We start from the raw sequence: 13,958 nt of genomic DNA, 5'->3' as shown, positions 1-13,958 counted from the left end.
TAAACATATTATGGCAGATCCACATATCAAATCCCCTATGGACTTTTGGGATTACTTAACCGCAATAATCTATCGTTCAGGATTTGTTCTAGCAACCATAATGCTTATTTATTTAGCATTTAATCAAGAAATAGCTCAAATTGGGCTATTAATTTCAGCAACAATGCTTGCCTCCTCTTTACACCTTTATATGAAATCTTTCCGCTTAATTTTTCAGTTTGCTATGTGGATAGGACTTTTTTGTTTTATTTTTGGATTACCTCACTTAGCCTTAGGTGCTACTTTTTTAACTATTGGTGGCCTATGTTACAAAGAATATTTCTGTTTTAGAATTTTTGGACTCAATCTACAACCAATACTACTTGCGGCATTATGGCTTAGTTTAACTTTTCATATTGAATTAGTTAGTAATATATTAATAGTTTTTTGTTCATTATTATTAGCATTACTTTCTATCCAAAAATGGAGAATGCCATTACATTTTGATATTGGTGATAAAACTAAATACCAAATATAAATAACTAATGAGCCCTGTTAGTTTTTTATATTTAATTTGTAAAACAGCTTTTATTTTTTAGTAAAAATCTGTAATATTGCGGGCTCTTAAATTGAGATCATTTAAGAACTGTTTCCAACCTATCCCAGTCTTTATTATAAAAATAGGGTAAAAACAAAAAAGCTGAAACGCTTTTTTTAATAAGTAACGAGTCAAATGCCTTTAAGCACCCGACTTATTTTTTTAACCTCTTATAGAAGGTCTATTCAATATGATACACACACCTGTAAATCCGATTAATCAAGCAACTAATAATTATTACTTAACTCGTCAAAACGAAATGGAATCAAACGTTCGTAGCTACCCACGAAAGTTACCTCTTGCTATAGCTAAAGCGCAAGGATGTTGGGTAACTGATGTAGAAGGTAATGAATATTTAGATTGTTTAGCGGGTGCCGGAACATTAGCATTAGGACACAACCATCCTGAAATTATTCAAGCTATACAAGATGTACTTGCTAGTGGATTACCACTGCATACTTTAGATTTAACAACACCATTGAAAGATGCATTTACGGCAGAATTACTCTCTTATTTTCCGAAAGATCAGTATTGTTTACAATTTTGTGGGCCCACTGGTGCAGATGGAACTGAAGCGGCAATAAAATTGGCTAAAACATATACTGGGAGAGGGAACGTTATCGCCTTCTCTGGTGGATATCATGGTATGACACATGGTTCTCTTTCTATGACAGGGAATTTAGGCGCCAAAAATGCAGTACAAAATTTAATGGCTGGTGTGCAATTTATGCCTTATCCTCATGAATATCGTTGCCCTCTTGGATTAGGCGGTGAAGAAGGCATTAATGCATTAAGCTATTATTTCCAGAATTTTATTGAAGATGTTGAAAGTGGTGTAGTCAAACCTGCAGCAGTTATTCTTGAAGCAATTCAAGGAGAAGGTGGGGTTGTACCTGCACCAATTAAATGGTTACAAACAATTCGTGAAGTAACTAGAAAGCATGGTATTTTACTAATTTTAGATGAAGTTCAAGCTGGTTTCTGTCGTTCAGGTAAAATGTTCGCTTTTGAACATTCAGGAATTGATCCAGACGTAGTTGTTATGTCAAAAGCTGTTGGTGGTAGTCTACCATTAGCTGTTCTTGCAATAAAAAAAGAATTTGATGCATGGCAACCAGCTGGTCATACTGGCACTTTCCGTGGTAACCAATTGGCAATGGCGACAGGATATGTATCATTAAAGCTAATGAAAGAACAAAATCTTGCGCTAAATGCACAAGAGAGAGGCGATTTCCTACAATCAGAACTTAAAAAACTATCATTACAATACCCTTGTATTGGTAACGTTCGTGGTAAAGGATTAATGATAGGTATTGAAATTGTTGATGAACGTCAACCTCAAAACCATATTAGAGCTTACCCATCAGATTGTGATTTAGCCGCCGAAATTCAAAAATGTTGTTTCAAAAATAAATTATTATTAGAACGTGGCGGACGTGGTGGAAATGTTGTTCGTATTCTTTGTCCACTAATTATTACGAAAGCTGAATGTGAAGAGCTAATTAAACGTTTTACTCAATCCGTTTCAGATGCACTTAATTCTATACGAAAATAATCTTCCCTTCTCTCTTTAATGTTTAATTAAAGAGAGAAATTTATTTTAGGAACAATCATGATCGATTTTTCAAAACATCAACAAGCGCTACTCTGTAATAATAAACAATCTATTGCAGATTATGAATCTAAAATGCAACAAGCCGTAAACGCAGTGAGTTCATGGTTAAAAAATGAGAAAATGTATACAGGTGGAAGTATTAAACAGCTTCGTGAAGCTATTACTTTTAGTCCATCGAAACAAGGTATCGGAACCGAAATTGCATTACAACGTCTTATTGAATTATTTTTAAATAAAAGTTTAAAAGTACATCATCCGCATTCACTTGCTCATTTACATTGCCCAACTATGGTAACAAGCCAAATAGCAGAAGTGTTAATCAATGCAACTAATCAATCTATGGATTCCTGGGATCAAAGCCCAGCAGGTTCATTGATGGAAGTCCAACTAATTGAATGGCTGAGGGAAAAACTTGGTTATGGAAAGGGACAAGCTGGTGTATTTACTTCTGGAGGCACTCAATCAAATTTAATGGGTGTACTCTTGGCAAGGGATCATTGTATCGCAAATTATTGGAAAGATGATGAAGGTAATCCATGGTCTGTACAACACTTAGGAATACCAAATGATGCAATGAAAAAAGTTAAAGTGATTTGTTCTGAGAATGCACATTTTTCTGTACAGAAAAATATGGCTATGATGGGTATGGGATTTCAATCAGTTGTTACTGTACCTTGTAATAAAAATGCTCAAATAGACGTAGCTATACTTAAACAAACGATAGAAAGACTCCAATCTGAGGGTAAAATAATTGCTTGCGTTGTTGCGACTGCAGGAACAACCGATGCTGGAGCGATTGATCCCTTAGAGGCAATCTACCCAATTACTCATCAACACAATATTTGGTTGCATGTTGATGCAGCATGGGGGGGGGCATTATTATTATCCAATAATTATCGCCACTGGTTAAACGGTATCGAATTAGCTGATTCTGTTACCCTTGATTTTCATAAGCATTTTTTCCAAAGTATTTCTTGTGGTGCATTTTTACTAAAAGACGACCAAAATTATCGTTATATAGACTATAAAGCAGACTATCTAAATTCTGAATATGATGAGGAACATGGTGTTCCTAATTTAGTAGCTAAATCATTACAAACAACTCGTCGTTTTGACGCATTAAAATTATGGTTTACCCTTGAAGCATTAGGAGAAAATTGGTATGGTTCAATGATAGATCATGGAATTAAATTAGCTCAAGAAGTATCTAATTATATTAAGGATACCAACTCCCTAGAAATGCTCGTAGAACCACAATTTGCTTCAGTGCTATTTAGAGTTGTTCCTAAAGATTATCCACAAGCACTCGTTGATACACTTAATCAAAATATTGCAGATGAGTTATTTGCTCGTGGGGAAGCAAACATTGGCGTTACAAAAGTTAATTCGGTACAAGCATTAAAAATGACCTTATTAAGTCCAATAGTAACATTAGAAAATGTTACTAATTTACTTACTCAAGTATTAGATCAAGCGAATAAAATTCAAGATTTAATCGTTACGGGTGAATATACACCTCCAATTGATTAATCACATTAAAAAATTACCGCTCTATTTGAGCGGTAATAATTAATTATTTCTTCGATTTTTTAATAAATTTCATTAAACGTTTACGTTTACGTAATTGATTTGGCGTCAATTTATTTCGTCTTCCTGCAAATGGGTTATTCCCCTCTTGGAATAATAATCGAATTGGTGAGCCAATTATTTTCAAACTACGACGATAGTAATTAGACAAGTAGCGTTTATAACTATCAGGTAACCGATCCATTTGATTTCCGTGTATCACAATAATCGGTGGGTTATAACCGCCAGGGTGTGCGTATTTTAATTTAATACGACGTCCACTCATCATTGGTGGTTGATGTTCATCTGTTGCCATTTGTAAAACACGTGTTAGCATTGATGTTGTCATCTTTTGGGTAGCACAAGCATAAGCTTCCTGTACCGATTCAAATAAATTCCCTACACCACTTCCATGTAAAGCAGAAATAAAATGTACCCTCGCAAAATCAATAAAGTCTAAACGACGATCTAATTCTGATTTTACTTGATCTTTAATATCTTGATTTAAGCCATCCCATTTGTTTACAACAATAACCAAAGAACGACCCGCATTTAGAATAAAACCTAATAAAGATAAATCTTGGTCAGATACTCCTTCTCTTGCATCAATAGTTAGTAATACTACATTTGCATCTTGAATAGCTTGTAAAGTTTTAATTACTGAAAATTTTTCAACAGTTAAATGTACTTTTCCACGCTTACGCACACCCGCCGTATCAATTAAAGTATAATGCTGACCATCTCGCTCCATTGGGATATAAATACTGTCTCGAGTTGTACCCGGTAAATCATAAACCACGACCCTGTCTTCACCCAAAATACGATTAGTTAATGTAGATTTTCCTACATTAGGACGTCCAACAATGGCAATTTTAATATTTTTATCTTCAATTTCTTGCTCTTGAGATAAAGTTTCATCCAATAATGCCGTATCTTCATCATTTTGAAAATCAAAGTCATCATCCCATTCATCTCGCTGAGATTGGCTTTCTTCAGATTCATTTAAATTATCGACCGCACTTTCGTTCTCTTGGCTAAACTTTTCAGCAAAAGGAGCAAGCACTTGTTCCATTAATGCCGTAACCCCACGCCCTTGTGATGCAGCAATTTGTTCAACATTACCTAAACCTAATTGGTAAAATTCGGCACAATATGAATGTGCATCAATGCCATCAGTTTTATTCGCAACAACAATAGTTACTTTATTTTTACGCTGACGAAGATGCTGTGCAATCCCTATATCAGCAGGCATTAAACCTGCTCGAGCATCAACCATAAAAAAAACGATATCTGCTTCTTCAATCGCTTGTAAGGATTGTTCCGCCATTTTTTCTTCGACACCTTCTTCGGTACCATCAATACCGCCGGTATCAATTACAATAAAATCATAGCCTGAAATATTGGCTTGACCGTATTTACGATCACGGGTCAAACCTGGAAAATCAGCGACTAACGCATCTCTTGTTCGCGTTAAACGATTAAATAAGGTTGATTTTCCAACATTTGGACGACCAACCAGTGCAACCACAGGAGTTGTCATAAAATTCCTTTATATAGATTAGAAAATATATCTAAAAATACATTTTGAAATGCCAGAAAGAGTAGATATAACTCATACTGGTAAATAGTCATGGACAGACATATTATACTAATAAAACCAATTTTTACAGTTTTTTTAACCTGATATTTTAAAGGTTCTTTTGCTATAACATCAATCATTGTATAACTGTATATAGAAAAATATACTAACATACCCATCATTACTAATGGAAGATATTCTAGTAATACAGGGTCTACCTCCCAAAATAAATTATATAGAAAATTTCTTTGAAAAAAATCTTTTGAAAAATTAAAAAATGTAGTAATCACTGAATATCCCTTTCATATCTATAAGAATTTCCTATTTTTATTTTACAAGATCAAAGAAAAAACGATTATCTTCTAAAACAAAAATTATAACGGTTTTATAAATAATTTAATAAAAGATTATTTGATAATTTAGAAAAAAATAAGTACATAATATTCACTATAATGTACTTATTTTAACTCACTATTACTCAAAAGTATTCATAAATTCTTGTGCTTTCTCAACCATTTCTTTTGAGCCAATAAATAATGGTACTCGTTCATGTAATTCTGTTGGAGGAATATCTAAAATCCTTGTATAACCATCAGTTGCTAATCCACCTGCTTGTTCTGCTAAAAATGCCATTGGATTACCTTCATAAAGTAAACGGAGTTTACCATTTGGATAATTAGTCGCACTTGGGTAAATATAAATTCCCCCTTTTAACATATTACGATGAAAATCTGATACTAGTGAACCGATATAGCGTGATGCGTAAGGTCGTTGAGTTTCTTTATCTTCTTCTTGGCAATATTTGATGTATTTTTTAACTCCTTGTGGAAATTTCAAATATTGTCCCTCATTAATTGAATATACTCGACCAGCTTTTGGGCATTGCATATTTTCATGGGAAAGACAAAATACGCCTAAAGAAGGATCATAAGTAAACCCATTTACGCCATTTCCTGTCGTATAAACCAACATGGTTGATGAACCATAAACAATATAACCTGCCGCAACTTGTTTATGACCCGGTTGTAAAAAATCCTCTAAAGTTACTTTTGTACCGATTGGCGAGACTCGTCGATATATAGAGAATATAGTTCCTACCGCAACATTTACATCAATATTAGATGAACCATCAAGTGGATCAGTTAAAATGACATATTTTGCATTACGACCACGTTCAGTATCAAATGCGACAAAATTTTCTTCTTCTTCGGAGGCAAAACCTGCCACCTCTTCTCGAGCAATTAACGCTTGTTTCATTGTATTATGAGCAAAAAGATCGAGCTTCATTTGAGCTTCACCTTGCACGTTTTCCACGCCTGAATTGCCAATAATATTATTTGTTAAACCCGCCTTATTAATATCACGATGAATAACTTTCGCAACCAATCGAATTGATGATAAAATCCCTGATAATTCACCTTTAGCATTTGGATATTCAGCTTGCTTTTCAACAATAAACTGTCCTAATGTCTTCATAATATTGCTCCTTTACGATCTATAAATTTACTATCATTTGTAGTTGCTTTATTATATCGCTATACAGATGATGAAATAACATAGTATTATTCACTATGTGATCTTCAACACATTTTTATGATAATTTTTTTAATAAATGAGATAAATAACAAATGACAACTAAACATATTCATATTTTGGGCATCTGCGGGACGTTTATGGGAGGAATAGCCATTATAGCTAAACAAATGGGCTATAAAGTTACTGGTTCAGATACCAATGTTTACCCCCCTATGAGTACATTCTTACAAGAAAATGATATTGAAATAATACCGCACTTTGACATATCACAATTACAACCGAGTCCTGATCTCGTTGTAATCGGTAATGCAATGAAGCGTGGAAATCCCTGTGTTGAATATATTCTCGAAAATAATTTACCTTATACCTCTGGTCCTCAATGGTTACATGATCATTTATTGAGAGATCGCTGGGTACTTGCCGTATCTGGCACCCATGGAAAAACAACAACAACAGGTATGCTAAGCTGGATTTTAGAAAAAAATGAGTTAGAACCCGGCTTTCTAATCGGTGGTATTGCAGGTAATTTTGGTGTTTCTGCACGTTTAGGAAATAGCCAATTCTTCGTCATAGAAGCCGATGAATACGATACCGCATTTTTTGACAAACGTTCAAAATTCGTTCATTACAATCCGAAAACAGTGATTATCAATAATCTTGGCTTTGATCATGCTGATATTTTTGATGATATAAAAGCCATTCAACGACAATTCCATCATATGATTAGAACGGTTCCAAAAACTGGATGTATTTTATCTTTTGCAAATGAGCAAACGGTAAAAGATACCTTAGAAATGGGATGTTGGTCAGAAAAACAATATTTAGGTAAAGATCAAGAATGGTATGCAGAACGTATTACTCATGATTATAGCCAATTTTCAGTTTTTCATTTCGGTAATAAAATTGCAGAAGTAAAATGGGATATTATTGGTCAACACAATATGAATAATGCACTAATGGCAATCGCGGCTGCAAACCACATTGGTATTGATATTAAAAAAGCTTGTGATGCCTTGAGTACATTTATCAATGCGAAACGCCGACTTGAAATAAAGGGACAAGTAAATGACATTACCGTTTATGATGATTTTGCTCATCATCCTGCAGAAATTTTAGCAACAACAACGGCATTAAGAGATAAAATTGGTGGCGGAGTGAGAATTCTAGCTGTACTAGAACCAAGATCAAATACCATGAAAATGGGTGTTCATAAAGACGAAATTGGTCCAGCGTTAGTAAGAGCCGATCATGTTTTCTTATTACAACCAGAAAATATTCCTTGGGATGTCGTAGATATAGCAAATCAATGTGTACAGCCAGTTAATTGGTCAGGAAATTTAGATCATTTAGTAGAAATGATAGCGAAAGAAGTCCAACCAACAGATCATATTTTGATTATGTCAAATGGGAGTTTCGGTGGAATTCATCAAAAAATTATAGATAGATTAAAGCAAGAGAAATAATCAGTAAAAGCCTAGTAGAATAAATAACTAGGCTTTATTTTTATCATTACAGTGCCTTATTAACTAATGCCAGCATATAATTTGCACTCACATCCTTATTTAACCAAAATTTTCCAGTCAAAGGATTATAATGGTAGCCGGATATATCAATACATTCTAAATTTACCTCATCTGTCCAAGCTAATAATTCAGCAGGTTTGATAAATTTATCATAATCATGCGTGCCTTTAGGTAATAATTTCAATATATATTCTGCACCTAAAACAACTAATGCCCAACCTTTTAAAGTGCGGTTAATTGTCGAGAAAAATATTACTCCATTAGGTTTTAATAATTTCTGGCAAGATTGAATAACAGAACTAGGATCGGGAACATGTTCTAACATTTCCATACAAGTAATAACATCAAATTTATCTGCTTTATTCCCATTAATAAGTGCGGTCTGTTTTTCAACAAAATCTTCAATAGTGGTTTGTTGATAATCAATATTTAGCTGACTTTCTTTTGCATGGTTTCTCGCCACTTCAAGAGGTGCTACAGACATATCAAGCCCAATGACATTTGCACCTAATCTTGCCATCGCTTCTGATAAAATCCCCCCTCCACAACCAACATCAAGTACATTTTTCCCCAATAGACCTTTTGCTTGACTCTGAATGTATGTCACACGTAAAGGATTTAATTGATGAATAGGTTTAAAATCCCCTTCAGGATCCCACCAACTCTTCGCCATATTTTCAAATTTATTTAATTCTTGTTGATCAAGGTTTTTCATTTTATGCCTTTTAAATGGAATGAAACCATAATTGCTATTATTCCTTAAGTATAATAAAAATTCATTATAAAATTTAAAGAAATAGAGAAAATATGCTATAATTTTGCTAATTTTTTGTAGATGTTAGGAATATTCTAAATGACTAATTTATCCCCAAATGTTGCACCAGTGAGTATTGAAGAAGAACTAAAATCTTCATATCTCGACTATGCGATGTCTGTAATCGTTGGACGAGCATTACCTGATGTTCGTGATGGTTTAAAACCTGTACACCGACGTGTACTTTTTTCTATGAATCAAAGTAATAATACTTATAACAAGGCTTATGTGAAATCAGCACGTGTTGTAGGTGATGTAATCGGTAAATACCATCCTCATGGCGATAGTGCTGTGTACGATACTATCGTACGTATGGCACAACCCTTTTCACTACGTTATATGTTAGTCGATGGGCAAGGTAACTTTGGTTCTGTTGATGGGGATGCACCTGCTGCAATGCGATACACCGAAGTGCGTATGCAAAAAATCACCCAAGAATTATTAACTGATTTAGATAAAGAAACTGTCGATTTCTCGCCAAACTATGATGGCAAAGAAATGATTCCTGATGTTTTACCAACTAAAATTCCTGCATTGTTGGTCAATGGTTCATCTGGTATTGCTGTAGGTATGGCAACCAATATTCCACCACATAACTTAGGTGAAGTATTAAATGGTTGTTTAGCTTATGTGGACAATGAAGACATTACTATTGATGAACTGATGCAATATATTCCTGGCCCTGATTTTCCAACAGCCGCTTTAATTAATGGACGAAAGGGAATTGAAGATGCTTATAAAACAGGACGAGGAAAAGTCTATGTTCGAGCAAGAGCAGAAGTAGAAACCAATGAGAAAGGACGTGAAACTGTTGTTGTTACTGAAATCCCTTATCAAGTCAATAAAGCAAAATTAGTCGAAAAAATTGCCGATCTTGTTCGTGAGAAAAAAATTGAAGGTATCAGCAATGTTCTTGATGTTTCCAACAAAGAAGGAAACCGTATAGAAATAGAAATAAAACGTGATGCGGTTGGTGAAGTAGTACTAAATAATCTATACGCCCTTACACAAATGCAAGTCACTTTCGGTATCAATATGGTTGCCTTAGATCGCGGACAACCTAAATTGCTTAATTTGAAACAAATAATTGAAGCCTTTGTAAAACATCGTCGTGAAGTCATTACTCGCCGAACTGTGTTTGAATTACGTAAAGCACGTGAACGAGCACATATTTTGGAAGGGTTAGCTATCGCTTTAGCAAATATTGATCCTATTATTGAACTTATTCGAGCGTCAAAAACAGGCGATGAAGCAAGAGAAGCATTACTATCTCGCCCTTGGGATCTAGGTAACGTAAGTGCTATGTTAGCCGCTGCTGGAGTTGATGCCTCTCGTCCCGATGATTTACCAGACGAATTGGGTATTCGTGATGGTCAATATTATCTATCTGATGAGCAAGCTCGCGCCATTCTTGATTTACGTTTACAACGTTTAACTGGATTAGAGCATGAAAAAATTGTAAGTGAATATCAGGATATTCTATTAAACATTGCTGAATTATTACACATTCTAAATAGCCCTGAACGTTTAAAAGAAGTATTATGTGAAGAATTAGAGCGTGTAAAATCAGAGTTTAATGATGAACGCCGTACTGAAATTACTGCCGCATCTGGCGACATCAATATGGAAGATTTAATCGCTCCTGAAGATGTTGTAGTTACTCTTTCTCATGAAGGCTATGTAAAATATCAACCAATTAATGACTATGAAGCACAACGTCGTGGTGGTAAAGGTAAATCAGCAACAAAAATCAAAAATGAAGATTTTATCGAAAAACTATTAATTGCAAATACCCACGATACAATTTTATGCTTTTCTAGCCGTGGACGACTATATTGGCTTAAAGTCTATCAATTACCACAAGCAAGTCGTGGAGCAAGAGGACGCCCAATAGTCAATATTCTACCATTAATGGAAAATGAGCGTATTACTGCTATTCTACCAATTACTGAATATGAAGAAGATAAATTCGTCATAATGGCAACAGCGGCAGGAACAGTTAAAAAAATCGCTTTAACTGAATTTAGTCGTCCTCGCTCAAACGGTATTATCGCCTTAAATCTACGTGATGAAGATGAATTAATTGGTGTGGATATCACAAATGGTACCAATGAAATAATGCTATTCTCATCTCAAGGACGTGTAGTCCGTTTCTCAGAAGAAGCAGTGAGAGCAATGGGAAGAGCGGCTACGGGTGTTAAAGGAATTAAGTTAGCATTAACTAATGACATATCTGATGATGAAAGTGCGGTGGAAAATGAAGATAATTCCGATGACAACGATACCGATAACTTAGATCTCAATATTGATAAAGTTGTGTCCTTAGTTATTCCAAAAGACAATGGCACAATACTAACAGCCACACAAAATGGTTATGGTAAACGTACTAATTTAGAAGAATACCCTACTAAATCTCGTAATACAAAAGGCGTTATTTCAATTAAGGTAAGTGAACGCAATGGTAAAGTCGTTGCGGCTACCCAAGTTGAAGAAAGTGACCAAATAATGTTGATTACGGATGCTGGTACACTAGTAAGAACAAGGGTAAATGAAATCAGTATTGTCGGTCGAAATACACAAGGTGTTCGTTTAATCCGCACTTCTGAGACGGAACATGTAGTCAGTTTAGAACGTATTTGTGAAATTGATGAAGAAGATAATGATATTTCTGAAGATACCGAACTTGAAAATACTATAGTAGAAAGTACGGTAGAAAATACTGAAGAATAAGCGATAATTAATAATGGTAAAGCAGTAGTTTCGACTACTGCTTTTTTACCTTTACCCCAATAACTTGGAATACAAAATGATAAATACTCTACTTTACATACATATTATTTGTGCTTTTACAAGCTTAGCTCTACTTATTATTAGAGGGGGAATGCAATTAACAGGCAGAGATTGGAGAGCAATAAAAGTATTAAAAATTTTACCGCACTTATCTGATACGTTATTAATCATTAGCGGTATAACTTTATTAATTATGTCTGGATTAGGAATTACTTGGTGGGCAGTCACTAAATTTATTTTAATTCTTTTATATGCTATGTGGGCATCAGAGTTTCTTCACAAAGAAGTAAAAGAACCTAAACTTAGTAAATTTATACTAGCTTGTTTATCTTTGATAATTGCCATTCTTCTTGGTTATTTTCATAGTAATTTAGTTTCTCTCTTTTAATTTTTACAAAAGGCTATTTTATAAAATAGCCTTTTGTCTATTCTTGTATTAAGAGTATATTTCTACTTGAACAATCAATAAAATTGATGCAATCACTAAAAGAGCAACAATCATTGGCATAACAAATTTTACCCATTTATTAAATGGAATATTTAACATTTGCAAGGTTACTAATACTAATCCTGTTGGAGCTAAAAACAACATAGCATATTGTCCCCAGTTGTAAGCCGATACCACAATATGTCTTGGAATACCAACTGCATCAGCTAATGGTGCCATAATAGGCATGGAAAGCACTGCTAATCCAGAAGATGACGGTACAAATAAACCTAATATAACAAAAATAGCTAGCTGAGCAATAATAAAAATACCACTAGGCATATCGGCAACAACTTCAGACATATAAGCTAATATAGTGTCAGAAATCATTCCCTCATCCAAAATAAGATTGACCCCTCTTGCTAAACCAATAATTAGAGATACTGCAACTAAGTCGGCAGCTCCATGTGTAAAAGAATTAACAATTTCACTTTCTCTTAATTTAGAAACAAACATAATAATAATGGTTAATGTTAAAAAAGAGGCTGCCATTTCAGGAAACCACCATCCCCCAAACATAACCCCCAAAATCATAATAGGAAATCCAATACAAAAAAGAGATAAAATTATTTTTCTACGCAGTGTAAATTGTAACCCCTTATCTTTATCAAAATCTTGAAAATAAAGACGTTCAAAAACAGCTTTCTCCTCATAGCTATAGGAAAATTTAGGATCTAGTTTAAGTTTTCTACTATACCAATAGAGATACGTAATAACACAAACAGAACCTAATACAAGACCAATAAAACGAAAAATAATTCCTTCTGTAAAAGGAATTCCTGCAGCATTAGATGCGATAACAACGGAAAATGGGTTAATTGTAGAAAATGCAGTTCCCATAGAAGCCGCAAGAAAAATTGCGCCTACACAAATCATTGCATCATAGCCCAGTGCAATAAATACAGGAACTAAAATAGGATAAAATGCCACAGCTTCTTCTTCAATCCCACAAGTCGTTCCCCCTATCGCCATTAATACACAAACACTAAAGACAATAAAAAATTCATTACCTTCTGCTTTTCTAGCCAATGCAGATAATCCTGCATGAAAGGCACCGGTCTTATTAATAACCCCAATCATTCCCCCAAGAATAAAAATAAATACCATCACATCAGCAGCTTCTATCGTACCTTTTACCATACTAATAGTAATATCATTAATGCCTTTTGGATTTTGTGCCACCCGTTGATAAGAGCCAGGAATAGCAACAGGTTTTCTTATTTTGCCTTCAGTAAAATTATTTAAATCAATTTTTATGTTAAATTTGTCTAAAGTCTCTTTAGTTGCTGGATAAAATTTATCTTCTTGGTTATAACTTTTAACAATAAAGTTATTATTAACTCCCTCATAAACCAATTTGGAATAAGCCCCTGCAGGAATAATCCACGTTAATCCAACAGCCATAATCAGAATAATAAATAAAATTGAAAATGCCGTAGGAAACTTAAATGTTGTCTTTGAAATCACCTAG

The 13,958-nt window shown here is 34.2% G+C and carries 10 protein-coding genes; 6 read left to right on the top strand and 4 right to left on the bottom strand.

Annotated features, from left to right (window positions below; genetic code table 11):
- Nucleotides 1-10 precede the first annotated feature (10 nt).
- The 3 genes from EV697_RS01050 to EV697_RS01040 all read left to right on the top strand — a co-directional run bounded on the left by EV697_RS01050 (nucleotide 11) and on the right by EV697_RS01040 (nucleotide 3,722).
- A complete protein-coding gene (locus EV697_RS01050; RefSeq protein WP_132021672.1) occupies nucleotides 11-517 on the top strand; it encodes a DUF2301 domain-containing membrane protein in 507 nt (168 codons plus the stop codon).
- A gap of 250 nt (nucleotides 518-767) precedes the next feature.
- Nucleotides 768-2,132 carry a diaminobutyrate--2-oxoglutarate transaminase gene (locus EV697_RS01045; protein WP_132021670.1) on the top strand — a complete coding sequence of 455 codons (1,365 nt, stop codon included), beginning with the start codon at nucleotides 768-770 and terminating at the stop codon, nucleotides 2,130-2,132.
- 57 nt (nucleotides 2,133-2,189) lie between these two features.
- On the top strand, nucleotides 2,190-3,722 hold the full coding sequence (locus EV697_RS01040) for a pyridoxal phosphate-dependent decarboxylase family protein (RefSeq protein ID WP_132021668.1): 1,533 nt from the start codon (nucleotides 2,190-2,192) through the stop codon (nucleotides 3,720-3,722).
- Nucleotides 3,723-3,765: 43 nt separating this feature from the next.
- On the opposite strand, the gene der is transcribed toward EV697_RS01040, so the two are convergent.
- Complete coding sequence (gene der / locus EV697_RS01035; RefSeq protein WP_132021666.1) at nucleotides 3,766-5,298, bottom strand: ribosome biogenesis GTPase Der; 1,533 nt, start codon at nucleotides 5,296-5,298, stop codon at nucleotides 3,766-3,768.
- A 513-nt stretch (nucleotides 5,299-5,811) separates the two neighbouring features.
- Nucleotides 5,812-6,813: a class 1 fructose-bisphosphatase gene (gene fbp / locus EV697_RS01030; protein WP_132021664.1), complete on the bottom strand. Its 1,002-nt coding sequence runs from the start codon at nucleotides 6,811-6,813 to the stop codon at nucleotides 5,812-5,814.
- Nucleotides 6,814-6,965: 152 nt separating this feature from the next.
- Here fbp and mpl point away from each other — a divergent pair, with 152 nt between their 5' ends.
- Nucleotides 6,966-8,336: a UDP-N-acetylmuramate:L-alanyl-gamma-D-glutamyl-meso-diaminopimelate ligase gene (mpl, locus tag EV697_RS01025; protein ID WP_132021662.1), complete on the top strand. Its 1,371-nt coding sequence runs from the start codon at nucleotides 6,966-6,968 to the stop codon at nucleotides 8,334-8,336.
- Between the two features lie 46 nt (nucleotides 8,337-8,382).
- On the opposite strand, the gene ubiG is transcribed toward mpl, so the two are convergent.
- Nucleotides 8,383-9,111 (bottom strand): bifunctional 2-polyprenyl-6-hydroxyphenol methylase/3-demethylubiquinol 3-O-methyltransferase UbiG, encoded by a 729-nt coding sequence (gene ubiG, locus EV697_RS01020; protein WP_132021660.1) that lies wholly within the window; start codon nucleotides 9,109-9,111, stop codon nucleotides 8,383-8,385.
- 138 nt (nucleotides 9,112-9,249) lie between these two features.
- Between ubiG and gyrA the strand changes: the two genes are divergently transcribed.
- Entirely contained in the window at nucleotides 9,250-11,940 is a 2,691-nt protein-coding gene (gene gyrA, locus EV697_RS01015) for a DNA topoisomerase (ATP-hydrolyzing) subunit A (RefSeq protein WP_132021658.1), read from the top strand.
- Between the two features lie 76 nt (nucleotides 11,941-12,016).
- Nucleotides 12,017-12,388: a SirB2 family protein gene (locus tag EV697_RS01010; RefSeq protein WP_132021656.1), complete on the top strand. Its 372-nt coding sequence runs from the start codon at nucleotides 12,017-12,019 to the stop codon at nucleotides 12,386-12,388.
- Between the two features lie 48 nt (nucleotides 12,389-12,436).
- On the opposite strand, the gene EV697_RS01005 is transcribed toward EV697_RS01010, so the two are convergent.
- On the bottom strand, nucleotides 12,437-13,954 hold the full coding sequence (locus EV697_RS01005) for a YfcC family protein (protein WP_132021654.1): 1,518 nt from the start codon (nucleotides 13,952-13,954) through the stop codon (nucleotides 12,437-12,439).
- Between the last annotated feature and the right edge of the window lie 4 nt (nucleotides 13,955-13,958).

This window comes from Bisgaardia hudsonensis, assembly GCF_004345785.1.
Taxonomy (GTDB): domain Bacteria; phylum Pseudomonadota; class Gammaproteobacteria; order Enterobacterales; family Pasteurellaceae; genus Bisgaardia; species Bisgaardia hudsonensis.
Note: the sequence above shows the minus strand (reverse complement) of the source record. Positions and strands in the feature narration are given on the sequence as shown.